We start from the raw sequence: 23884 nt of genomic DNA, 5'->3' as shown, positions 1-23884 counted from the left end.
GTCAGGCTACCACTCAATAAAATGCAGGGAGACACGTAATGGCGCTGTTCCTCGTGAACGTGTTGGATGGATTTGTGACTGGTTTGTTGCTGTTCATGCTATGCAGCGGTCTGACACTGATCTTTTCCATGATGGGCGTTCTGAACTTTGCTCATGCCAGTTTTTACATGCTGGGTGCCTATTTCGCCTATCAGATCAGCCTCGTCACCGGGTTCTGGGTCGGCTTGCTTGTCGCGCCATTGATTGTCGGTTTGATCGGAGCTCTGATCGAGCGATACGGGTTAAGACGCGTTCACAAGTACGGGCATGTGCCGGAGCTTATCTTTACCTTTGGTCTTGCGCTGCTGATTGAAGAAACGATTCAATTCTTCTGGGGCAAGAGCCAGCTTCCCTTCTCGGAACCTGCCGCGCTGGATTTTGCAGCTTTCGCCATCGCTGGAAATGCCTTTCCTGCCTACAAGGTTTTCATGATCGCCGTTGCGATGGGGATATTCCTGACGCTGCTATACATTCTGACCAAGACCCGTATAGGCATGACCATTCAGGCCGCGCTCAGCTATCCCGAAACCGTCCAGAACCTGGGTCATAACGTACCGTTGGTCTTTATGTGCGTGTTTGGCGTAGGAACCGCGATGGCCGGGCTGGCCGGCGTCATCGCTGGTCCGGTTCTGGGCGTATTCCCTGGCATGGCGGTACAGCTTGGTTCAATCGTTTTCGTGACCATTGTGATCGGCGGTTTGGGCTCGCTTTGGGGCGCCTTGGTTGCATCCCTGATTATCGGCTGGCTTCAGACCTTTGCCACTGCCTATGACGTCACGGCCGAGCAGGTGCTGACCGCGATCGGCTTTACCAAGCCGGAGATGATCTGGGATCATCCGCTGCAGGATCTGTGGACACTGACGCTGCCTCAGCTTGGTCCGATCTTACCGTACCTGTTGATGATCATCGTTCTTGTTCTGCGCCCGCAAGGTCTTATGGGGAACCGTGAATCATGAGTATCGCTAGTAAGACGCCTTTAACTGCGGGCACTACGCGGCTGATATCGCTATCGAACGTGATGCCCTGGGCCTTTGCCGCTTTGTTCCTGTTGTGCCTGCCGTTTGTGTTCCAGTCCAGTTCGGCGCTGACGATCATGAACCAGATGGCAATCACCATCGTCTTCGCGCTGAGCTACAACATGTTGCTGGGGCAGGGCGGCATGCTGTCCTTTGGTCATGCGGTCTATATGGGTCTTGGCGGGTTCTTCGCCATGCACGTGATGAACATGGTCGAGGACGGGCTGTGGTTGCCATTGCCGTTTCTGCCGATTGTCGGGGGTTTGTTCGGCATGGTCTTCGCCTTCCTGATCGGTAGTTTTTCGACCCGCCGGGCAGGCACTGTATTCGCCATGATCTCGCTTGGTGTCGGAGAGCTGATCGCCGCCTGTTCCGTCATCATCGTCGTGTTCTTTGGCGGCGAAGAAGGCATCTCGGGCGACCGGACCATGGGTCCGCCAGTGTTCGGTTATGAATTCCTTACACAGCAAGAGGTTTATTACCTTACGGTCGTGTGGCTTTTGGTGGCAGCGCTGCTGATGTATCTGTTCTCGCGCACGCCGATCGGGCGGATCGCCAACGCAGTGCGCGACAACGAAGAACGCGCCGAGTTTTTGGGGTATTCTCAGCGCAACGTTCGCTGGATTTCCTTCTGTGCTTCGGGTTTTTTTGCCGGTGTTGCCGGGTCGTTGTTCGCGATCAACTTTGAGATTTTGACCGAGGAAAACCTGAACCTTGCAACGTCAGGCTCAATCCTGCTGATCACCTTCATTGGTGGTGCAGGCTTCTTTGTCGGGCCGATCATCGGGGCGGTCGTGTTCACCCTGCTTCAAACGGTTCTTGGCCTGCATACCGAATTGTGGGCGCTGTATCTGGGCATATTATTCGTGGCCTGTGTGATGTTCTTCCCGTCGGGATTTGCCGGGTTGATCGCGATGCATCGACGCCCACTTGCCCTGGGTAAACTGAATTTGCTGATCAAGCCGTATCTCAAGGTGGCAATCCCTGCGATCACGAGTGTCTTGTCCCTGGCCGCCATTTTGGAAATCCTTTTCCACAAGCGCCACGGATACGGTGGCGATCACGAGATGCACCTCTATGGCATTGCCTTTGACAGTGGTGGCTATCAGGCCGTAGCGTTCGCAGTAATCATCGCCGCGATCTCGCTATTCCTTGTGTCCCGCGTTTTGCCAGAAATCCGTGAAGCCTGGGACAATGCCAACCATGCGGAGGATCGGGCATGAGCGCTCCTGCTATTGAGCTGAAAAACCTCGAAAAAAGCTTTGGTCTGGCCAAGATCATTCAGGGTGTGAACCTGCAGATCGCCAGGGGTGAACGCCACGCGGTTATTGGGCCAAACGGGGCCGGGAAATCGACCCTGTTCAACCTGATCACCGGGCGGTTCGCGCCGACCTCGGGTGGGGTGTTTCTGCACGGCGAAGATGTCACCGGATTGAAGCCCTTCGAGATCAACCGCCGTGGCCTCAGCCGATCTTTCCAGATCACCAACATATTTCCCAACATGACCGTGTTTGAAAACATTCGGTGTGGGTTGTTGTGGACAATGGGGTATCGCTATTCTTTTTGGCACATGATTGGCCGCCAACAGGACGTGACCGAAAAGGCTGAGGGTATTCTGGCGCAGATCAATCTGAGTTCGCGCCGGAATGAACTGGCTGGCACGCTGGCATATGCCGAACAGCGCGCGCTTGAGATCGGGATCACGATCGCAGGCGGGGCGGATATCATACTGCTGGACGAACCCTGCGCCGGGATGAGCCATTCGGAAACCGACCTGATCGTCGACCTGATCCGCAACGTGACCGAGGATAAGACGCTATTGATTGTTGAACACGACATGGGCGTGATTTTCGATTTGGCGGACAAGATCTCGGTCCTTGTATATGGCGAAGTGATCGAATCCGACACGCCGGACGTAGTGCGCGCATCGGCGAAAGTGAAAGAAGCCTATCTGGGCGCAAGTTTGGAAGAGGAGGCGGTGTAATGCTTCAGGTCACCGACTTGCACGCATATTACGGAAAAAGTCACATTCTTCAGGGGGTGAACCTTGAAGTGGGCGAGGGCGAAATCGTCTCGCTGCTAGGACGCAACGGGGTTGGGCGATCAACCACCTGCAAGGCGATCATGGGCGAGGTCGCGCCTCATGGGTCGATCAAGTTCCGCGGCCAGGAGATCGCTGGCCGCAAGAGCTTTGAAATTGCCAAGGCGGGGATTGGCTACGTACCCGAAAACCGGGATATCTTTCCCGGTCTCACAACGCGCCAAAACCTGATACTGGGGCTGAAGCCGGGCCAAAAGGACGGCGATGGCCGCTGGTGTATCGAGGACATGTTCGAGATGTTTCCCAACCTGCGAAATCGTGCGGATGTGGATGCCTCAGTCATGTCGGGCGGCGAAAAGCAGATGCTGACCATCTGTCGCGCTTTGATGGGCAACCCCGATTTCATTATGATCGATGAGCCGACCGAAGGTCTGGCCCCGAAGATTGTTGAGCAAGTGGGGGATCTGCTGCTGCAGATTGCTGAGCGTGGCGTCTCGATCCTGTTGGTCGAGCAAAAGCTGACCATCGCTTTGCGTGTGACCAACCGGGTTTACGTCATGGGTCACGGGCACATGGTTTACGAAGGCACCCCGCAGGCATTGCGCGAAAATGACGAAATCCGGAAGGAATGGCTGGAGGTCTGAGGCAGTGCCACAGGCACCTTGCCCATAGTAAGCTGCGCTGTCAGCAATACCGCAAAAAGATTGAAGGGAACTTCGTAAATGCGGAGTTCCCTTCTTTTTTGGTGCACCAGATTATTTTTTCAGGAACGGTGCCATTGTCTTAAAGAATTTCTCGCCATAGGGCGGGCGAAGAGCCTTGAAGACACCATCCATGTTGATCTGCTTGAAGATAGCCTTTGCGTGGCTGAACCGTTTGAAACCATGCAGGCCGTGATAAGCGCCCATGCCACTGTTTCCGACACCGCCAAAGGGCAGGGTGTTCTGCGTCGAATGCATGATGGTCTCGTTGATGCACGCTCCGCCGGAAATGGTACTTTCCATCACCTGCTCCTGCTCGGCCGCGTCCTTGGCAAATACGTAAGCCGCCAGAGGGCGCGGACGGGTGTTGGCAAAGCTAATGGCCTGATCCAGCGAGTCGTAAGGCAGGATTGGCAGGATCGGCCCAAAGATTTCATCCTGCATGACGTCCAGCGCCGGATCGGCGTCGACGATCAGTGTCGGAGGCAGAATTTTCTCATTTGTGGCTGAGAGATCTTCATTGGCGGGATTGACCTGAACGACCCTCGCCCCTGCCGAGCGTGCTTGCTCCACAAGGCCCTTGAGCCGATCGAATTGGCGGTCGGTCACAATATGGGTGACATCCGGGTTGCCGGACAGAGTCGGGAAGGCCTCGGCAAGTTTTGCTGCAAGCTGGGTGGCGAATTCTTCCATCTTTGCGCGTGGAACCAAGACATAGTCCGGTGCCAGGCAAACCTGACCCGCATTGAACCCTTTGCCCGCCGCAATCCGGGCGACCGCAAGGTTCATGTCTGCGCTGGGGGCGATGATGGCCGGGTTCTTGCCACCAAGTTCCAGTGTTGTCGGCACCATATGTTCAGCTGCTGCACGAAGGACGTGCGGACCAATGGTGCTGGCGCCGGTAAACAGCAGGTGGTCAAAGGGAAGGGCAGTGAACGCCTGTGCGACGTCGACGCCACCGGTCACAACCACGGCTTCGTGCGGGGCGAAGTCTGCTTCTATCAGCGACTTCAAAAGGTCGGATGTGCGGGGTGTGAACTCTGACGGCTTCAGCATAACCGAGTTGCCTGCCGCAAAGGCTTCGGCCATTGGGCCGATGGCCAGATAGATCGGAAAGTTCCAGGGGCTGACAATTCCAATGACACCCAGGGGTTGATAATGGATGCGACCGCGCGCGCCCAGCAATCCAAGGGGGAACTCGACTTTTGCCTTCTCAGGGCGCATCCAGCGATCAAGGTTGTCCCGCGCGAATTTTAACTGTTTTACCGTGCCAACGATGTCGGCCGCGATCGTTTCATGTTGTGACCGATTGCCAAAATCGGCCGAGATCGCGTCAATCATGGCATCGCGATTATCCAGTACCAGGTCGATTAACCGCGTGATGCGATCCTTGCGTTCAGCCGCGTTTGGCGCGTCATATTCGGCCTGGTGGGCTTTTTGTGTCTCCAAAAGCGTCGCGAGGCTCTCGGCGGGGTTGGGGCTATGCTGGTTCAATACGCGTCTCCTGCGGTTGGTTTTGCGGTGCGCAACCGCCTTCCTGTTGGTCTGTGTGCCCGTTCTGTCCCCTTGGTCACAAGGGTCGGGTTTCGTTTCTTTGCCGCCGGGCTGCGAAGTCTGCGTTGACATTTATCCGGCGATGTGGAAGGTAAGTGATCGTTCACTAATTAGCAAGAGCGCAGTATGACCCTGACCACAGAAGACAGGTTCAAGACCGGCATGCAGTTGCTGGCGGCCTCAACGACCATCATCACTTCAGAATTCGAAGATTCGCGCGCTGGAATGGCGGCGACGGCGGTATGTTCGCTAACGGCCGATCCGCCAGCTTTGTTGGTTTGCATCAACCGAACAGCGCGAACATATGGCGTCGTGATGGACAGCCGAAAGTTTGCCGTAAACCTCATACCTGATGACATGACCGAGGTTGTCGGTGCCTTTTCGTCGAAAATGGACAAGGAACAACAGTTCCAGGCAGCCGGGACATGGATCAAAGGAGATCTGGGTCTGCCTGTTTTGAAAGAGTCCGTCGTGTCCTTTGAATGCGTGGTCGACAACTGGGCAAATACGAAGACACATGCGGTGTTCTTCGGTATGGTGAAAGAAGTTCACCTGAACCCGGAAAAGTCGGCGCTTATTTATGGGCGCAAGGGATTTCACAAACTCACACCGCTGGAAGGCTGATGTAGGGTCAAAGTGAATTTTCAACTGACTTCGCACGCCCCACACCACCAAAAAAACGACAATCACGTAACTTAAGAATTGCCGTGATGATGCCCGGGAGGAGACACCAATGCCGACGCTTGGACAACTGATCGACCGAAACGCAGACCGCTTTGGGGATCAGGATGCTTATGTGGAACTGGATCGCCGTCGCAGTTGGCGCGAGTTGGGCCAGCGAACGGATGCGCTGGCGCATGCGTTGCGGTCGCTGGATGTCCGCAAAGGTGATCGGGTCGGGGTGATCCTGCCTGACTGCATAGAGGTTGCGGAAACCATAGGCGCTTGCGCCAAGGCCGGTGCGATTCGAGTGGGTCTGAACTATCGCCTCGCCCCGCGCGAAATCGGCGCGCTGATTGACGACGCGGGCTTGGATGTTCTGATCGTGCAGGACACGAAAGTTGCAATCGCCCAAGACGCGTTGACATTCAGCAAGCGCCAACCGGTGCTGGTGGGTGTCGGTGCCCAGCATACGCTGGAGCGGGATTATGAAACCCTGATCGCAGCGGCATCTGATCGCGGGGCTTTCACCCATGCTCCGCATGAGCAATTGATGATCTGCTACACCACCGGTTCAACCGGTTTGCCGAAAGGTGCGATCTATCCTCACGCGTTGATGATCGAGTCGATGGGTGTAATCGCTCTGACGGAAGGTGCGGGCCCGGACGATGTCTGGTTGCACGCGATGCCGGCATCGGGCGTTCCGATCATTCACCTGCTGCGTAACATATTCCACGGTACCAAATGCGCCATTGTCGGCGAATGGGATGCTGAAACGGCGCTAAAGCTTATTGACCGTGAGCAGGTGACGATCTGCGTTCTGGTGCCAACGATGCTGAACGACCTGCTGTCGTCCGGCCTGATTACGCAATACAATTGCTCGTCGATCCGGCAGCTGGGGTATGGGTCTGCGCCAATTCCACCCGCGACAGTGCGCGATGCGCTCAAGGCTTTCGGGTGCAAGTTCTTGCAGATGTTTGGCACAACCGAGCTGATGGGCATGGGCATGATGTTGACCGCAACGGATCATGAGCGCGCGTTGAAAGACGGGCACAATTGTCTCGAAAGCGCGGGCCGGCCACTTTTCTACGTGGACGTCCGTGTCGTTGACGAGCAGGGCAATGACCTTCCCAGCGGAGAGGCAGGTGAGCTGCTGATTCACTCGCCTTACGTGATCCCGGGCTATTGGAATCAGGCGGTGGAGTATTCGGAAACCGTCCGCGATGGTTGGCTGCATACCGGGGATATCGCTGTTATCGATGCAGAGGGCTACGTCCATCTCAAGGACCGGGCAAAGTTCCGCATCAAGTCCGGCGGCTATAACGTGTTCCCGGTCGAGGTCGAAAACTGTCTGGCTGAACATGATGCAGTCGACGAAGTCAGTGTGTTCGGCCTGCCGGATCCGAAATGGGGGGATCGGATTCATGCCGTTGTCACCCTGAACTCTGATACGGCTGTTAGTGGCGCAGAACTGCGTGAGTACTGCCGGGGTAAGATTGCCAACTTCAAAGTCCCGAAAGATATCGAGATTTGGGACGCATTGCCCAAAGGACCGACCGGCAAAATTCAAAAGCGCGAAATCATCGAGATTTGCAGCCGCGACGATCAAAGCGGTGCGGCTTAAGCACCGTTCCTGACTGAATGCTCATGGTCAGGGGATGAAAGTTCGAAAAACAGTGTGAGGCTTGATCGTTGAAATGCGATCAAGCCTCTTCGTTTCAATGGCCCAACTCAAATGATGCAGGCCATTCGGTTGGGCAAGCGACCCGGTGAAATCTCTGTCGCTTGCCGCGTGTACCTACGCCTCTATGTGCCGCAGAACCGATCTCTGAAAGTAGGTCAGCGGAGATTCCGCCCCAGGACCAGAGGCCATTTTGCCGACCGTGTATTTGGGCGACATCATCGCACGCTGCATTTTCTCGACGACATATACATCTTCAGTCTGGAAGTCTTGCGTTTCCAGCGGATGCACTTTCCAGTGCGAGCTTTTGATCATGCCGGATACTTTGTCATAGCCTGGGATATCCTTGACGGATCCGCGGCTCGACATCCATGATTTTGCGGCCCAGACATAAGCATGCAACCGTGTCACACCGGCGCTTACAGGTTCCATCACAGATATCGAAAAAGACCAGGGGCTTGCCACGATCAGGGTCGTCGGGAACAACATGTAGACGCCGCCATAGCCTTCTTTCTCTGCATGCGGGATCTTCTTCGCGTTCCATTTGTCCATGCGCGTACACACGAAATTCGGAACACGCGAACGCACGGTTTCATTCTCGGTCGAGTACCAAACCTGATTGTCGCCATAGGGGTCCCAGATGTTCTTGTCCTGAGTTGGGCCGCCAAGGGTGTTCTTGTGCAGATAGGCCAGATGGTATCCGTCGATGGCGTTCTCGAAGAACACTTTCCAGTTGCACTGCATTTCATAGGTTACAGGTTCACCGTAAGATATCAGTTCAGGGCTGGTGATGTCGTGCGGCCAGACGACATCTTCCAATCCGCTGAGCCAATCGGACAGGTCCTGATCGGGTTCGGGATTGACAAAGACAATGCCCTTGAACACCGCGACCGAAGCTCTGTGCAGGCCGTTTTCTTTTTTGTTGATGTCCGGGAAACAGGCCTTCTGGTCAGGGATGCCACGCAGCGCGCCATCCAGGCCAAAAGTCCACGAGTGATAGGGGCACACGATCGTTTTGCCTGCATTTCCGCAGCCGCGGTCCAGCAATTCGGTTCCGCGATGGCGACAAATGTTGTGGAACGCCCGCAGTTCGCCGTCGTTCCCGCGGATTACGACCAGGGTAAAGTGCCCTGCCTTGGCCGTCATGTAATCGCCCGCGTTGGCAACCTTTGACTCGACGCCAGCAAACACCCAGCTGCGCGAAAACAGGTTTTTGTTTTCCTGCGCCAACCATTCATCCGATGTGTAGGCTTCAGAAGGCAATTCCTGGGTGGCGACCTCTGGCATTTGGTTCGGCTGTTGCATGAATGTTCTCACAAATGGCTGCTAAGTTTTCATTATTGTCATTGTTGACAGATAACTGTAGATGCGCCATATGTCAATGCAAAGTGATCGTTCACTAAAGTGGAAAAATTGGAAGAAATTGGCCGCAAAAATTGCGGTTAATCAAGATTTCATAGGCTCTTGTCCTGAGCCTGATGAAGGGATTGGAAACGCCATGCCGCGCCCGAGCTTAAAACCGCAACGGTCAGAAGAAATCCTTGATGCCTATATGACCTGCGTGGCCCGGTACGGGCTTGATGGTGCCACCCAAGAGCGTGTCGCGACCGAGGCTGGTGTGAAGCGACCATTGCTACGGCACTACCTTGGCAATCGTGACCAGATGATCGCTGCGCTGAATCAGCATGTCGCAGACGCGCTCAACGAGCTGACATTGGAGCTGGACTGTCATCTTACACAGATAGAAACAGGCGATCAGCTCTTGGAAATCCTTTTTGCCGAAGATGAAGAGATCGACCCTCGGCTTGCTGCTGCGTGGCAGGGGTTATCCGCATCAGTCGGGGATCATCCCGAACTTGCCGAGCCGTTGCTGGAAGTCCTGGCACGTTTTGTGGCGGTTCTTGAGAAGTTCCTTGGTCGCGTGTCGCCCGATGCCAGACCAGAACGGGTCAGGGCCGTGGCGCAGGGCATTTCAACGATCTTCCTGTCCCTCGATTCACTGGCCGCACTTGATGCGCCGTCAAATTGGCGTACTGAATTGAAGCGGGCGGTTTCATTGCTGACGGAAACTTTGTAATTGCCAAGTCGGGTCGCATTCGACACCGTCAGCGCGGCAGACCCTCTTCAGTTTGGGCCTGCGTAGACAGCCAGTGACGAAAGCTGCGCAGCGACGGATCGTCCGACTTGGTTTTTGGCCAAACAAGATAGTAGGCGCCCATCATCTCGACCGCGTCCGGAAAGGCTGCGATCAGTTTGCCTGTCGCGAGGTCCTGTTCGATCAAATAATTTGGCAGTAACGCAACGCCGAGACCGTGAACCGCCGCCTGATTGATCGTTGTGTATTGATCGTAAATCGTTCCGGGCAACGCGTCGGGATGGCTTGTCCCCATATGGCTGAACCATTCTTGCCAGGCATGGGGCCGAGTCTGGATGTGCAGCAATGGGAGTTTCAGCAGATCTCGCGGTGATGACGGCGCGCCTTTGGGCAGCAAGGATGGCGCGCAAACCGGCAATACACTTTCCACGCGCAGCAACAGCCGATCCGTGCCGGGCCAATCGGGTTCACCAAAATGCAGCGCCGCGTCGAAGGGTTCAGAGGTAAAACTAAACGGACGCAGGCGTGTCGACATGTTGATGGTTATTTCCGGGTGCATGCGGGCAAATTCCGGCAATCTGGGCACTAGCCACCGCATTCCGAACGTCGGCAAAATCGCAAGGTTCAAGGTGCCACCAATAGGAGCCATGTGCAGCTTTAGCGAGGCCTGAGCGATCTGGTTCAGGCCTTGCCGAACTTCGGCAACATATTCCTGCGCAACTGGCGTCAGCAGCAGGCGCTTGCGATCCCGACGGATCAGATCGACACCTAGCTGGGCTTCCAATGTTTGCAATTGCCGGCTGACGGCACTTTGGGTCAGGGCAAGCTCATCAGCGACCGCAGAAGCCGAGCCTAAGCGATCCAGCGCTTCAAGGGCGCGGAGTGATGAAATTGAGGGGAAGAGGCGGCGTGGCGTTACCATCTATGCGGTCTGCTCATGAATTGCCCCGTTATCTTGCAGTTATTTGCGCTTTGTTCAAACATCTTGTTGATTGTCTGCTTCAGTAATTGGCCGGGCCTTAAGTCCTCGTCACTGCCACTGCTGCGCATCATAGATCCACCCTTCCTTATGCTGTCCGGCCCAATAACCGATCGCAAACAGTTTGGTCATGAATTCGGGGTCGAAGGGTTCCTGCGGCTTTCTTTGAAATTCCTTGGGGATATAGGTGATGTTGGCTTGAAACCCGTCCCGGTTCGCGAGGGTCAGGATGCTTTCGATATTGCCAAGGCTTTGCGAACGGATCAGCATCTCGAACGCGCGGTTAGCCACTGCGGTTGCATTTCCGGGCAATGGATCGAAACTCGGTTCCAGCGTTTTGTTGTGGATTAACCAAATGCGGTTCTTTTGGTTGCTCAGCCCAGCGTCCCGCAATAGCTGACGCATCTGCAAGTCGTATGGATAGGCAAAGATCTCGCGGGTCAGACCGCCATCCACATGCAGTTCTTCGCGTTGAACTTCGCCATTGGTCACCTTGATTGTAACGGGTTGAAACACGACAGGTATCGAGACCGAGGCCAGAATTACGTCCCGGATGAGATCCCGCGCGCCCGGCGTGTCGGTTTGGGCGATCGCCCCGATGTTCCACAGCACCGGACGTTCCGCGTCGATGTTGGTGGTGCCGATCAAAAGCTGGCGGCCCAATCTGTGCTGCTCCGCGATCTCGCGGATCAGATCGTCGGTCAGTTCTTGCTTGATTGCCGCTTTCAGTGGCGTTGCTTTGGTCAGAAAACCGCGCCCAAAGACGGCACCCGAAACGTCTAATCGCACGACATCCCGGGTCGCGGTTTCGGTGTAGAACCGCTTCAGGCGGCTGTCATAATCCGGGCCGAGGAATGCAAAGGGCGCAATTAGCGCGCCGGTGGAGATTCCGGTGACCACATCAAAGGACGGGCGTGTGCCCTTGTCGGTCCAACCATTTAGAACGCCGGCCCCAAAAGCGCCGTGCTGGCCGCCGCCCGATAGCGCAAGAATGTTCAGGCCTTGCCCCCTTGGAACCTGTGCTAGCGTCTTGTGCATTTCCGCATTGAGAGTTGCCAGACGGTCGCGGCTATCATCTTCGAAATACCGGCTGTCCGGGGTTGTGACAACCGGCAGAAAGGTCTCGTAATTTTCGGACGTCGGTGTAAGTGCTGAACGATCATAGCTGCCGGCACAGGCGGTTAACATCAGCAAGAGAACGAATTTGACGTAAATCTTGAGTGAGGGCATCGGTGAATTGTCCGTCTTGAAAGTGGTGCCGCTCTGTATAGTGCCAAACATATTTTGTTGAGTGCCAAATCTCCGCAGGTGCCTAAATCTCGTTGTATCGTTAGGTCTTGTGCGAGATGACACCGATCGAAACGGCAGACATTGCAACAATGCGCTTACTCGTTTCGGCCGATCTTATTCTTTAAATTGTCACCATTGACAGTTGATTGCTGTTTGCCTATTTCGTTTCAAAGCACCGTAAGATCGGGCATGTGTTAAACACTGTTGCTGGGGTCAAAACGTTTAGCTTGCCAACCGTGAAGACGACGGCCCTAGGAGGGGACAGCATGCCACAAATGTACCATGAGTTACCCGCAGAAGCTTATACATCGCAGCAGTGGTTTGACCGTGAACAGCGAGAGATATTCTCAAAAACATGGCGTTTTGCTGGCTTTATGGAAGATTTGCCCGAGCCAGGCCATTATCTTTCGGTTCAGGCGGGATTGAACAACTTGTTCATCGTCATGGGGAGGGATCGCAGGCTGCGGGCCTTCCACAATATCTGCAGACATCGGGGCACCCAATTGATCCGCGCCGTGGGAAAGACCCAAAAAGCGCTGACCTGCCCCTATCACGACTGGACCTATGATCTTGAGGGCAACCTGATCTCAGTCCCGGATGAGCATCGCGAATATAAGTCCGTCGACAAATCCTGCCTTGGCCTGAAACCTGCTTCGGTCGATATCTGGAAAGGTATGTTGTTTGTGCATCCCGACCCGAACGCAGGGTCGATCATGAAATGGTTTGGCGACGTGGACGATAAGGTCGGACCACATGTGCCAGAAGAGCTGGTGGAACACGAGGACACCTCGAACACCTATGAAATCAAGGCCAATTGGAAGATCGTTGTCGAGAATTACATCGACGTCTACCATCTGAGCCACCTTCATTCGAACACCCTACAAATGTATGACCACGCCAATGCGCAATATGGTTGGTACGGGCCGCACTACATCTTTTGGGAGCCGCCGGTCGAAGAGTTCGCCAAAGATCAGAACAAAAAGCTTCAGATGCCGCGGGTCGTTCCCGAAGATCAGAATGGTGCATGGGTGCCGATGCTGTTTCCAGGGGTCGGAATTGGCGCGTCAGAGGACGTATGGAACGTCTTTATCATTACCCCGCTTGCTCCGGACAGGACGCGGATTCTGAACCGGACGCGTGTTGCCAATGCATCGGGCTGGGAGTTTTCGAAACAGGCCACCCGGTCGGCGTCCTTCTGGAACAATTTTGGCATCAAAGGCAAATATGAAGGTGATGATGCGTATGATGAAAACGATCCGATGGCCTCGGGCGATTTCACGCAAGAGGACATCTATGCCTGTGAACAGCAACAGAAATCCTTGACCTCGCCTTATTTCGAAGTTGGTCCAGCCGCCGTTGGGGAAAGCCCCGTGGTTCAACACCAAAGGGTCGTTCGCGATTGGTTGCAAGAAGAATGATCAACCCCGACGACCGGTTGTCGATTGCGACCTTGCTGCGGGTCTTCCGCACAAAAATCGTAACGACCTGGGGTCTGACCCTGGTTGAAACGGGGTTGTTTATCTTCCTTCCCCTGTTGATCGGCTATTCGATCGACGGCCTGTCGAATGGGGACTACACGTCGTTCATCCATTTCGGTGTTGCGATGGCAGCGCTGCTGGTTGTGTCGACGTTGCGGCGTGTTTACGACACGCGGGCCTATGGCACGATCCGCGTCGAATTGGGTAAGGCGCAGGCCAAACGGGATGCGGGGCGCGAGGTCTCGGTGCTAAATGCGCGGGTACTGATGGCCCGCGAGTTGGTTGATTTTCTGGAGAATGAGGCCCCTGAATCGATGGGTGCAGTCGTGCAGGTTCTGGTCTCGGTTGGTATTCTGATGTCCTTTCACGGGGCACTTGCCACCGCCGCAGGGGCCGCTGCTGTGATTATCCTGATCATCTTTACCCTGTTTTCGCGTCGCTTCTTCCGCCTGAATGGGCTGTTGAACCACCAGTCAGAAAGACAGGTGACTGCGTTGCAAAGCATGGATCTGAAAAAGATCGGCCAGCACTTGTTCCGATTGCGCACGCATGAGGTTCGGTTGTCGGATTCCGAGGCACTTGTCTATGCTGCGATTTTTGCTGTCTTGCTCAGCATGCTGGCCTTCAACCTGTGGTTTGCGGCGACGCAAAGCGGGGCGACGGCAGGGCAGATCTTCTCGGTTGTCACCTATTCGTTCGAGTTTGTGCAATCGGTCGTGATTTTACCGATGGTCCTGCAAAGCCTCGCGCGCTTGTCCGAGATCACCGAGCGGATCAACGCACCGGCATCGAAACAGGGTGCCAATGCCTAAACCGTTCAATTCAAACACCCGTCCCATATCGGGTATCATCACACATCCTGCCCTTTCGCACGGCACGAATTTCGGAGGCTCAAATGACCAGAGATTTTCACCCGCTTGAGGTGCTTGAAACGCGTAGTGAGATCGGCGGGCAGGCCAAATCCGTCATGTTTGACGTGCCGCTACATCTGGCCAAAGACTTTGCCTGGCGTGCCGGTCAGCACCTGACCCTTCGATTTTGGATCAAGGGTGAAGAGGTGCGCAGAAGCTATTCGATCTCGTCTTCGCCCGTTCCAGGCGATCCGCTGCGTATCACCGTCAAACGGGTGAAAAAGGGGCTCGTCAGCAACCATATCAACGATACGGTTCAAAAGGGTGATGTGATCGACGTCATGCCGCCATTCGGCCGTTTTTGTCTGGATACAGACCCGGAGGAACGGCGCACACACTACTTCTTTGGGGCGGGCAGCGGTATCACCCCATTGTATTCCATGCTTAAGTCTGTGCTATTGGCCGAACCGTGGTCGGTTGCACATCTGGCCTATGGCAATGCGAACGCGGACAGTATCCTGTTCAAAGACGAGTTTGCCGAATACCAGCAGACGTTTCCGGAACGCCTGACGGTGCATCACCTTCTGTCCAAACCCTCAATGTGGTCCAGTTTCGCCTATTGGCGTAGGGGTGTCATCGACAAGGATGCGATCGAGGCGCTGATCACGGAAAATCCGCCTTATGCCCAGAATGCCCAGTACTACATCTGTGGTCCCGGCGGGATGAACAAAGCGGTCAAAGACGCGCTTATGTCTTTGGATGTGCCCGCCAATCGGATTCACATGGAAAGCTACGGCGGCGCGCAAGAGACCGATGACAGTATCAAGGGCGTTGATGCTGTTGTGGACATAACGCTGAACGGTCAGCGACAATCGGTTCAGATGGCATCTGGTCAGACGATCTTACAAGCTGCTCAACAGGCGGGGTTGGAGCCGCCATATTCCTGCCAGTCTGGGGTCTGTGGGGCGTGCCGGTGTAAGGTGAAAAAGGGTTCGGTTCATATGCGGGCACGAACCGCTTTGGATGATAATGAGATCTCGAAAGGTGCCGTGCTGTCCTGCCAGGCGGTTGCCACGACAGACAAGCTTGCGGTTAGTTACGATTAACCCGGCCGTTGGCCAGGCAGTCGCTGTCAGGTTTTTTCTTCCAATGTTTCAGCCAATTTCAGCGCAGCGAAATAGGACGAATAACCCCATGTTTTCGGAGGTTTAAGCGGAATGAAAGCATCCGTGGTGATAAAAAGGTTTATGATTCCGTGCGCGACGATCTCACAGGCTTGTTTGTCGGCTTTTGGGTGTGAGGCAAGAACGATGTCTATCGCGACCTTGTAAAAAGCCTCCATTGATTCCAACAACGGTTTGCGAAGCTCTGGGTAGATCTCAATCGAGTTGACGAGGGCCTGGTAACAAATGTTGATCCGGGGATCCATCTCACCGTCAGAGTTGAACAGAGCCTCGATCAGATTGCGCACATCGGGATGTTCGTCCAGCGCAACGCGCAATGTTTCGGTCTGTTTGCTAAACGTTTCGACGACATGCTCACCTAGCGCCAGGACCATGGCTTTGCGGTTGCCAAGGTGATGGCGGATCAGTGGGCGCTTCAGCCCGGCTTGTGCCGCGATATGTTCAAGTGTGGCGCCTTCGACGCCGTAGCGAACGACGCACGACATAAAGGCATCGAGGACTTCTTTTTTACGTTGATCTTGTACCGAGGGGCGACCCATGCGATTACCCTTACACAGAAACGGAATTTTAGAGATATCTTAGTTGAAATTGACTGTCAAGACTGACAGTCAATTTAAGATTAGAGTGTCTACCACTCTTCAGCGCTTTCTACATTAGTGCCCATCGTTCCAGACGATAATCTAACGCAAGCATTGTTCAAGCGTCCCGGTGGGGCGAAGTGTTTGAGGGCGGTGGGCCTAGGTGAAAAGCCCAAGCCTTTCTCCGCCCGCCACATCCGCAAATCTGTTGAGATTTGGGAACAGAGTGTTCAATGCCGATGGTTGCACACCAAACCAAAGAGACAGGTCAGCATAAAGTTGATCGGTCGAGGTCGTTGGAATCAAAACGCCGTCGCCCACATCAAGCGCGTTGTCGCTGGCCAGGCCAAGCTCGGGGTAGTCCCCCAGAATCTGCCCGCCTTTGACAGCATTGCCCATAACCAGGGTATTGCCGCCCCAACCATGATCCGTACCGTTGCCATTCGACGTCAGCGTCCGGCCGAAATCTGATCCCGTGAACGTCACAACACGATCCGCCAAGCCCATATCGTCAAGCGTTGCCTGAAACGCTCCCAACGCTTCGGACAATACGCGCAGCATACGGGCATGGTTCGCCAACAGTTCATCATGATGGTCCCAGCCAATATAGCGCACAAAAAATGTTTGCTGCTCGTGGCCTAGCCGGTCCGAGGCGGCAATCGTTTTGGCGACCATGCGCAATTGCTGTGCAAGGTCCGAAGACGGGAAGGACCGGGGTATCTTGATCCCGCGGGTCGCTGATTTGAACGTCTCGTGTTTGGACTGCGCGTCGCGGGTCAGGTTCAGATATGTCGCGCGGAAGGGATCGCCGTTTTGATCGGCGTTCATCATTCGGTTGAAACTGTCCAAAAGCAGGTCGTTGAGTGGGCTCTTCTCTTCTTTCACGTATAGACCGACGCTGCCCTTGTCCGTGATTGCATATGGCAAGTCTATCTTGCCGTTTTGCGCAATGTTGTTTCCGGCCAATGAGATGTTCATTCCGATCTCGTGCGCCGACTTTGAGGGCTGCAGGTCATCAGCAAAGAACCCGAACCATCCGTCGTTCACACGCAGATCCGGGCGCGAGGTTTGCCAGTGTTTGAACTGGTCCGCGTGGCTCAGCAGTCCCAGGGGGAGTGCGGCCGAGCCGTCATAGAACTGCTCTTTCCGGACCTGTTCGACCAAAGGCCCAACATTGGCAACAAAAGAGAGGCGCCTTTGATCGAACAGCTCGGCCATCTCGGGCATCGACGGGTGCAGGCCAAAGCTGCGGCCCAACTGATCCTTGGGCGTGTCCAAGTCCAGCAACTCACCTCGCGAAAGGGCAAGATTTGCCCGCGTTTCCGAGTATTGGCCGTGCGCGATTTTGTCATTTGGTACCAGCATGTTGAAGCTGTCATTTCCGCCATCCAGCATAACAAAAACAAGCGCCCTGCGGGCGGGCTTGATCATTCCCGTCCCAGCTTGCGCCAAGCCGGGCAGGGCGGCACCCATCATTGCGCCAGTTGCGGCAGCACCAGTCGAGGCCAAAAACTGCCGGCGCGTAAAGGATTTGGTCAGCATGGGCTCAGGCCTCCTGCACGGTGAATTCTGGGGAAACGGCAATCATGAAGGCGATGGTCTGCACCACCCATTCGGGATTGTCCGCATATTGCACATAAGCCTGTTTGATCCGTTTGCGCACTTCGGCATCAGTCCGACCGGTCAATAGGACCGAAATCCGATCTATCAGCTCATCATGACGGCCTCGGTTCTTTGCGATTTTGATCTCTTCGCTCAATTCGAAACGCAGCGCGTTCTTGGAATTGGCCCATAGTGTATCAGGGTCAAACTCCATCACCATCATCTGCTCGGGACCCGCGCCGATTTGCGTCGAAACCAGCGGCAAGTAGCCACCAAAGAACCAATAGTAGATGTTGTTGACATAAGCGACCGAGGTCGCGGCCGTGTGCAGCTCGAACTCGGGCGCGCGAAAGCCCATTTTCTGCAATGCGCCATGCGGGGTGAAATCGGGTTTGTAGAAGTTGAACACCGTGGGCGCGGACAGTGGATGCATCTGCAGCGCCTCTTGAATGTCATCACCCAGCAGCCACAGCTTGCCGGTCTGGTTATGCGCTCCAAACGCAATCAGAACCTGCGTGACTCGATGCAGGGGCGATTTCAGCTTTTGGGACTGTACTAATTTTGTCGGGGATTTGTATGCCGAAGGAAGACGTTTGGCGGCAACCTCATTGGTCAATGGGTAGGTCAGGATTGTGCGAACCGCGCTTTTCAGATCTCCGTTTGAGCCAAATGCCTGCGACACCGCTTCGACATAGGCGGGCGAGGGATTGGATGTGACCAGCCGGTTGATCAGATGGGTTGCGATGAACGGCGCGGTCGTAGGGTGGGCAACCAGTTGGTCGATGGTCGAACGAATTTCTTTCGGGCCGGACTGATCGCCGGGCAAGGTCAGACGACCGTTCAGCAGGGATTTTGCGCCGCGGTCGTGAAAGGCTTCTTCCACGATCATCGGTTTGGTCGCGTCAATGAAGGGCACTGTCTTATAGGCCTTTTCGACCCCATCATCGAACTGAACTGGATAACCATTATAGCTGTCTTCCCAGAACGACGTGTTCCACTCGTATTCATAGGCTGCGGGCAGCAAGCCGGTGAAGACCCGAGCCAGTTCCTTGATGTCGCGATTGTCATAGGTCGGGATCGGATCCCCACTGGCATCCAGTTTTTCCGTGCCATCGGGGTTCAGCTCGAACAAGCCAATCGAAAACAGCTGCATGATCTCACGCGCATAGTTTTCATCCGGATGGGTGTTCTTGGCCTCGTTCGCCTTTTGATTGGTCATATGCGACAGGTAGATACCCATCATCGGGTGCACCGACACATCGTACAGAAGGTCTGAATAACTGCCGAACGCGTGCTTATAGAGCAGGTCATAGTAATTCGCCATCCCGATGGCATCCAGCTCCAACGATGACGCGTCCGAGATGACTAGGATCTCGGACAGTGCCTGCGCAACACGCTGGCGCAGCAGATCGTCGCGTTGCGTCAGGGTGTGGTTCCACCAGGCCATGTGGAAATACCATTTATAGGGCAGGGCGGGGTTGTTGCCGTCGCCGTTGATCGCCCATTCGCCATGCGCGCGTTTTAGGCGCTTTCGGAAGCTCTTCCAAATCTTGCGAGTGGACTTTTCGAACGGCCCTTTGTTACCGATCGAGGCGTTCAGCTGATCATCCAACCAGCGTTCCGGGCCGGTCTTGCTAACCTGATGCAGTAACCTCTGATCGGCCCCAAGCGTGGCCTGCATCAAGAATCGACTGGTGTCTTCCAAGGATGACTTCATGGTGGATGGCGGTCCTTTAGATCTGACGACAGTAGCTGGGATTGGCATAAATTGTCATGTGAGACAAAATAAAACTTAGCCCCGCCGTTTCAACCCGAAGAATTCGATATCCGCAAAAAAATGCCCCGTTCCCGGGGCAGTTGGGGTCAAATTTGTAAGGTAGCTTTAGTTTGCGTAATTCATTTTCAAACCAAGCGATGAGGTATTGCCATCGTATTCAATCGCCGCGTCTTCGAACGCCGGCAACGATCTGACGCCTGCGCCCTTGGAATATGCCCAACCTTCTTGCGGGATCGGCCCTTTCATCTCGAACTGGCCGTTGTCGTTCTGGTCGTGGTGTATCATGATCGCAAGCTGTCCGGGTTTCTGGTTCTCGAGCGTGCCGGAAACTGTGCTACCTGAGGCGGGGATCTTCGCGTAGCCTACGATTTTCGCCATCTGGCTTTGGTCGAACGCGGTCTTATCGTCAAAGGCCAGGATGTGAATGACGCCTCCGCGTCCAGCATCGACACCAGAGATATCGATCTGTATATCCCCGGCCGCCGCCTGAGATGCTGCAAGAGCCATAAGGCCAGCGATGAATGCAGTTTTGGTCATTGAGTTTCTCCTGAACAGTTAACCGATGTAAATTCCAAACAGACGCCATGCGAGATCCTGCACGACGTAAAGCAGCCCGAAGGCGAACCACATGATCGTGATGGCGTAGAAAAGGGGCGGGTTTTCCTGGCTGTCGATTGTCTCAATCAAAAAGGCCTGGCCTGTCATGAAGGATGAGGCGGCCCACCACATGAACAGCAGCCCCCAGATTGCGTAGATCTGAAACCATGTTGCCAACAGCAAGCATAAGAAGATGATCCAGGAAAAAGGGTGGGATTTGAGGTATTGCATTGAACTTCTCTATCTATTTTCGGGGTTTGTGCCCGCATCAAAGTGGGCACGACGAAGGGATACCTATGCCTCAAAAAACTGCGTGGCTTTGAAGAGGCAGTGTAATTTTCTGGCTTACGCCCATTGCAGATCAGTTGAAGCTCCGTCCACGTGGGCGACCTGCCAGCTGTTTAGTCATGGATTGCCTGAAGCTGGTCGAACTGCGCCTTGTCCAACCGGTAGAACATCAGGGCAACAATCGAGGCCATGTAAATGAAGAGGCTAAGGCAGGCATAGTTCCATCCCAGTGCACGGGTGACCTCGGGGGTCAGGTTCGATTGGTCTGGCGCTTCCGGAAAGCCTACATATGCCAGAAACATTCCGGAGATCGCTAACCCGCCAGCCGTGCCCGCCTTAAGCACGAATGTGATGACCGATGTGATGATCCCTTCGTTCTGGAAACCGTTCTGGCTGATACCCAATTCAACGACGTCCGCGGTCATCGACGTCAGCAGAGATGTGGTCCAGACAATCAGGATGATTTGCAGAATGCCGTGAACAAACAGCAACCAGATCAGAAGTTCGGTGCCATTTGCAGGGAAGAACCCGATTTCACGCAGCACGTAAGGGGCGACACCGACAATTGCCGAGAGGATCGACAAGTATATGGCGCTCGATTTTTTGTCGCCGGATCGTGCGATAGGTTTCAGGGTTACGCCCGCTATCAAAGCGCCGATCAGGTTGGCCATCAGGATCAGAGCTATTTGGTCATTGTTTAGCTCCCAAAAGAACGAGGTCAGGTAGGTCCACAAAGCTGCTCCGATCCCGGCGCCCACCGCGAAAACGGCCGAGCTGACAAAGATGGCAAGTAGTGCAGGCAGCTTGAACGCTGCGAAAAACTGTCTGAAAAATCCAGAGATGCTGTAGGTTGCCGCATGCGAAATATCCAGCATTCTGTTCTGCCATTTGCGCGTGCCCAATGCGGTGATAGTGATAGCCAGCGCTATGAGGATTGCACCGACAAGGCCTGCTTCCTGATAGCCGGCTTGGTTGAGGATGCCGTAAGGCATCGTGTCGGTCGGAACCAACCAGATCACATACATCGCGATGACCATGATCTGACCGGCAATCCAGGTGACCGAGACCTTGAGGCCAGACAACATGGTTCGTCCACCATAGTCCTTGGTCAACTCTGGCACCATCGCGTTGTGTGGTACGTCAAACAACGTCATCGCCGTCCGCAGAAGGATCGTTGTGATCAGCAGGAACCAGAACAGCTGGGTCTCTGAGCTCAGTGCTGCAGGTGGGTTCCAAATAAACCAGAACAGGAGTGCGACAGGAATGATCGCCGCGTAGATGAACGGGTGACGCTTGCCGGCACGAGAACGCGTGTTATCCGACAGGTAACCGACAACAGGATCGGATACAGCGTCGAACATCAGAGCAATGAAAAGCGCAAAACCCACCGTCTCGGCCGGAAGGCCGATGACCAGATTGTAGTAGATAAGCAGGAAAAAGCTCAGCCCGTTCGACAAGATGCCGTTGGCTATGCCGCCCACCCCATAAAACAGCTGCATGCCGACCGGCGGGCTTTCAGTATTGGTATTCATTTTTCCTCCGGATCTTCTTGCAGCAAGACGGTGAGTGATCGATCACTCAAAGCAGATCACAAGGATCGTTTTTTGTCAAAGGTGTTAGATAAAGGTACCTAACGACCCCGTTTGAGAAGCAAATGACCGCCGAAGCAACAGGCAACAGCCAGCGGCCATTCGCGTAGTGGAGTGTCAATCGCGACCGCGTTCGCAGTCGGGTGCTTGATCAAAAGTTATGTGACAGGCTCACACGTACAGCGGTCCCGGAAACATCCCGGATCTGTAGGGCAGCGTCAGGTTCGTTCACATCGCCAAGCGTACCATATGTGACATCAACCAGAATTCGGGTCTGACCAATCGAGTGCACGGCACCAAGCGTGATACCTTTGCCGCCGCCTTCATAGTCAAAGCCAACAAAACCGCCTTCAGGTTGCGACCGAGATAGAATGCCGTAGAAATACCACTTCGGGTTCAGCAAGTATCCGACGCCAATTTGGTAATCGATCGAGTTTTCCGCGAATTCCGCAAGCGGACCGCCGAGGGCCGGAGACTCCACGCTGACGTCATCCCAGTTCCTCCAACGGACCGACCCGAAGGCGCCCCAAGGACCGCTGATTGCACTTTGTACGTTCAGGGCGACCGTCTGAGGAGTGGATAGTTGCGTGGTCACGTCAGCTGGAGCAAGAGGTTGCAACTGTTCGACGCCGTCCAGATCGTGTTTGATTTCCGAGTAGTATGTCAGGTCGGCGCGAAACGCGAGCGACGGGATCTCATACGCAGCACCCACGAGGAAGCCAGGATTGAAGTCCCCTTCGGAGTCCAGCGAGTAGCTAAGTGAAGGATTGATCAAGGCACCGCTGAAGTCGTTCAACTTTTCAAAGCGCACCCCAGCAAAGGCACTGAAATTTTCATTGAACTTGTACCGTGCCATAAGCGCGACTTCGGTGCCGCGATACCGGACGTTGGTGCCAGCAGACGGAGCACCCGTACCGGTTGGGTATAGTAGCTTATAGTTGACCGAATTGAACCCGTGGATTGCGACTGCCCATTTGTCGCCTACGTCCTGTTTGTAAGCCAGGGACAGGCCGCTGATGCTGGGTGTGACGTCACCGGTCGGTTGGCCGAATTCAGTGCCTTCGGTTTTTGAATCGGCCCATCCTCCGGTGATCTCGACATATCGGCCCTGCTCAAAAAGGAACCGGTTTGCCGACGGAAACCCCTCGATTCCGCCAGCAAATGCAGGGCCTGAAATCAAGCCTGCGCCCAATGCCAAAGTTGCGATTTTCTTCATTCTTCCCTCCCTTTCCTCGGCTTTGTTTCTTTAATTGTGCCGAGGGGATCTGATATGACCGTGGCGCAAGGGCGCTTCGGCCTGTTGAAAGCGCCGTGGTTTGCGCATGGTCGTGCAACCATCGAATGATGTGTCTTCAAATGATTGCGTTTCTGGCCTGTGGAACTGTTTGCGGTGCAGTAGGGAGGCGCGCAGCGTGTGGCCGTCGCAATTGCATGAGATGCGGGAATGTGGTCTTCCGTCTGAATGCAACGCCGCGCCTCTGAAGCGGGCCGTTTTGCAGCAGGCAATACCAATTGGTTCGGCAAACAAGCCGATTGCGCGTTTTTTCATAGTCCCTGTCGTTTTTTTGCAGCCCAGTCTTAGGCCGGGTTTTTGGTCTGATTATTGCGTTGCGAGTGGCCCCGGGGTGACACCTCCTCGTTGCTTAGATGTTTTGATTGGCGCGTTCCTCTTGGGTCTGCGCAGCGTTGCGGAACAACTGTTCTGCGCGAACCCTACCAACGACCAGAATGTATCGTGGATTGGTCATGGAACTGCCCCTGTTGCTTGCCTGCTGGCTATTTGTTTGTCGGTTCTGACAGTTATTTGTTGCACATAGCTGATATCTTTTCAATACGTTTGTATTGTACGTTTGAATTGGAATATTATTTCGTGGCAAACGTTGT

The 23884-nt window shown here is 54.7% G+C and carries 21 protein-coding genes; 10 read left to right on the top strand and 11 right to left on the bottom strand.

The features are described 5' to 3' along the window. The first annotated feature begins 38 nt into the window (after nucleotides 1–38). From AC2FJF_RS09110 to AC2FJF_RS09095, 4 genes are read left to right on the top strand one after another with little or no spacing between them, the layout of a single operon-like run. Nucleotides 39–995 (top strand): branched-chain amino acid ABC transporter permease, encoded by a 957-nt coding sequence (locus tag AC2FJF_RS09110; protein WP_496724831.1) that lies wholly within the window; start codon nucleotides 39–41, stop codon nucleotides 993–995. Further along, the gene (locus AC2FJF_RS09105; RefSeq protein ID WP_496724829.1) at nucleotides 992–2278 is read left to right on the top strand and encodes a branched-chain amino acid ABC transporter permease; all 1287 of its coding nucleotides are present in this window, start codon (nucleotides 992–994) and stop codon (nucleotides 2276–2278) included. The genes AC2FJF_RS09110 and AC2FJF_RS09105 overlap by 4 nt, the downstream gene beginning before the upstream one ends. Next, the gene (locus tag AC2FJF_RS09100; RefSeq protein ID WP_496724827.1) at nucleotides 2275–3039 is read left to right on the top strand and encodes an ABC transporter ATP-binding protein; all 765 of its coding nucleotides are present in this window, start codon (nucleotides 2275–2277) and stop codon (nucleotides 3037–3039) included. Before AC2FJF_RS09105 ends, AC2FJF_RS09100 begins: the two co-directional genes overlap by 4 nt. Next, nucleotides 3039–3740: an ABC transporter ATP-binding protein gene (locus AC2FJF_RS09095; RefSeq protein ID WP_496724825.1), complete on the top strand. Its 702-nt coding sequence runs from the start codon at nucleotides 3039–3041 to the stop codon at nucleotides 3738–3740. The genes AC2FJF_RS09100 and AC2FJF_RS09095 overlap by 1 nt, the downstream gene beginning before the upstream one ends. A 111-nt stretch (nucleotides 3741–3851) precedes the next feature. On the opposite strand, the gene AC2FJF_RS09090 is transcribed toward AC2FJF_RS09095, so the two are convergent. Next, nucleotides 3852–5291 carry a coniferyl aldehyde dehydrogenase gene (locus AC2FJF_RS09090; protein ID WP_496724823.1) on the bottom strand — a complete coding sequence of 480 codons (1440 nt, stop codon included), beginning with the start codon at nucleotides 5289–5291 and terminating at the stop codon, nucleotides 3852–3854. Nucleotides 5292–5477: 186 nt separating this feature from the next. Here AC2FJF_RS09090 and AC2FJF_RS09085 point away from each other — a divergent pair, with 186 nt between their 5' ends. Together AC2FJF_RS09085 and AC2FJF_RS09080 are read left to right on the top strand one after the other, a co-directional pair. After that, the gene (locus tag AC2FJF_RS09085) at nucleotides 5478–5975 is read left to right on the top strand and encodes a flavin reductase family protein (protein WP_109311127.1); all 498 of its coding nucleotides are present in this window, start codon (nucleotides 5478–5480) and stop codon (nucleotides 5973–5975) included. Between the two features lie 109 nt (nucleotides 5976–6084). After that, nucleotides 6085–7635: a class I adenylate-forming enzyme family protein gene (locus AC2FJF_RS09080; protein WP_496724821.1), complete on the top strand. Its 1551-nt coding sequence runs from the start codon at nucleotides 6085–6087 to the stop codon at nucleotides 7633–7635. A gap of 174 nt (nucleotides 7636–7809) precedes the next feature. Here AC2FJF_RS09080 and AC2FJF_RS09075 read toward each other — a convergent pair whose 3' ends face one another. Next, nucleotides 7810–8997 carry an aromatic ring-hydroxylating oxygenase subunit alpha gene (locus tag AC2FJF_RS09075; RefSeq protein ID WP_496724819.1) on the bottom strand — a complete coding sequence of 396 codons (1188 nt, stop codon included), beginning with the start codon at nucleotides 8995–8997 and terminating at the stop codon, nucleotides 7810–7812. A 193-nt stretch (nucleotides 8998–9190) separates the two neighbouring features. Here AC2FJF_RS09075 and AC2FJF_RS09070 point away from each other — a divergent pair, with 193 nt between their 5' ends. Then, nucleotides 9191–9769, top strand: a complete 579-nt coding sequence (locus tag AC2FJF_RS09070; RefSeq protein ID WP_496724817.1) for a TetR/AcrR family transcriptional regulator — start codon at nucleotides 9191–9193, stop codon at nucleotides 9767–9769. Nucleotides 9770–9797: 28 nt separating this feature from the next. On the opposite strand, the gene AC2FJF_RS09065 is transcribed toward AC2FJF_RS09070, so the two are convergent. Both AC2FJF_RS09065 and AC2FJF_RS09060 read right to left on the bottom strand, forming a co-directional pair. Continuing rightward, nucleotides 9798–10709 carry a LysR family transcriptional regulator gene (locus AC2FJF_RS09065; RefSeq protein ID WP_496724815.1) on the bottom strand — a complete coding sequence of 304 codons (912 nt, stop codon included), beginning with the start codon at nucleotides 10707–10709 and terminating at the stop codon, nucleotides 9798–9800. A 108-nt stretch (nucleotides 10710–10817) separates the two neighbouring features. Next, nucleotides 10818–11996, bottom strand: a complete 1179-nt coding sequence (locus tag AC2FJF_RS09060; RefSeq protein WP_496724813.1) for a patatin-like phospholipase family protein — start codon at nucleotides 11994–11996, stop codon at nucleotides 10818–10820. Nucleotides 11997–12322: 326 nt separating this feature from the next. Between AC2FJF_RS09060 and AC2FJF_RS09055 the strand changes: the two genes are divergently transcribed. The 3 genes from AC2FJF_RS09055 to AC2FJF_RS09045 all read left to right on the top strand — a co-directional run bounded on the left by AC2FJF_RS09055 (nucleotide 12323) and on the right by AC2FJF_RS09045 (nucleotide 15491). Then, a complete protein-coding gene (locus tag AC2FJF_RS09055; RefSeq protein ID WP_496724811.1) occupies nucleotides 12323–13474 on the top strand; it encodes an aromatic ring-hydroxylating oxygenase subunit alpha in 1152 nt (383 codons plus the stop codon). Beyond that, a complete protein-coding gene (locus AC2FJF_RS09050) occupies nucleotides 13471–14346 on the top strand; it encodes an ABC transporter six-transmembrane domain-containing protein (protein WP_496724809.1) in 876 nt (291 codons plus the stop codon). Before AC2FJF_RS09055 ends, AC2FJF_RS09050 begins: the two co-directional genes overlap by 4 nt. Before the next feature lie 83 nt (nucleotides 14347–14429). Further along, entirely contained in the window at nucleotides 14430–15491 is a 1062-nt protein-coding gene (locus tag AC2FJF_RS09045) for a 2Fe-2S iron-sulfur cluster-binding protein (protein ID WP_496724807.1), read from the top strand. Nucleotides 15492–15517: 26 nt separating this feature from the next. On the opposite strand, the gene AC2FJF_RS09040 is transcribed toward AC2FJF_RS09045, so the two are convergent. The 7 genes from AC2FJF_RS09040 to AC2FJF_RS09010 form a co-directional block, all read right to left on the bottom strand. Then, nucleotides 15518–16054: a TetR/AcrR family transcriptional regulator gene (locus tag AC2FJF_RS09040; protein WP_496724805.1), complete on the bottom strand. Its 537-nt coding sequence runs from the start codon at nucleotides 16052–16054 to the stop codon at nucleotides 15518–15520. 252 nt (nucleotides 16055–16306) lie between these two features. Continuing rightward, on the bottom strand, nucleotides 16307–17689 hold the full coding sequence (locus tag AC2FJF_RS09035) for a DUF1501 domain-containing protein (RefSeq protein ID WP_496724803.1): 1383 nt from the start codon (nucleotides 17687–17689) through the stop codon (nucleotides 16307–16309). Nucleotides 17690–17693: 4 nt separating this feature from the next. Then, the gene (locus AC2FJF_RS09030; RefSeq protein ID WP_496724801.1) at nucleotides 17694–19466 is read right to left on the bottom strand and encodes a DUF1800 family protein; all 1773 of its coding nucleotides are present in this window, start codon (nucleotides 19464–19466) and stop codon (nucleotides 17694–17696) included. A 165-nt stretch (nucleotides 19467–19631) separates the two neighbouring features. Continuing rightward, nucleotides 19632–20063: a DUF2141 domain-containing protein gene (locus AC2FJF_RS09025; protein WP_282119331.1), complete on the bottom strand. Its 432-nt coding sequence runs from the start codon at nucleotides 20061–20063 to the stop codon at nucleotides 19632–19634. Between the two features lie 18 nt (nucleotides 20064–20081). Beyond that, nucleotides 20082–20300, bottom strand: a complete 219-nt coding sequence (locus AC2FJF_RS09020; protein ID WP_496724799.1) for a hypothetical protein — start codon at nucleotides 20298–20300, stop codon at nucleotides 20082–20084. Nucleotides 20301–20524: 224 nt separating this feature from the next. Next, the gene (locus AC2FJF_RS09015; protein ID WP_496724797.1) at nucleotides 20525–21943 is read right to left on the bottom strand and encodes an MFS transporter; all 1419 of its coding nucleotides are present in this window, start codon (nucleotides 21941–21943) and stop codon (nucleotides 20525–20527) included. Nucleotides 21944–22151: 208 nt separating this feature from the next. After that, nucleotides 22152–23216, bottom strand: coding sequence for a hypothetical protein (locus AC2FJF_RS09010; protein ID WP_496724795.1), 1065 nt, complete (start codon nucleotides 23214–23216; stop codon nucleotides 22152–22154). Nucleotides 23217–23884 lie beyond the last annotated feature (668 nt).

It is taken from the genome of Ruegeria sp. CDSB013, from assembly GCF_059611165.1.
This window is presented reverse-complemented; position numbering and strand designations above follow the sequence as displayed.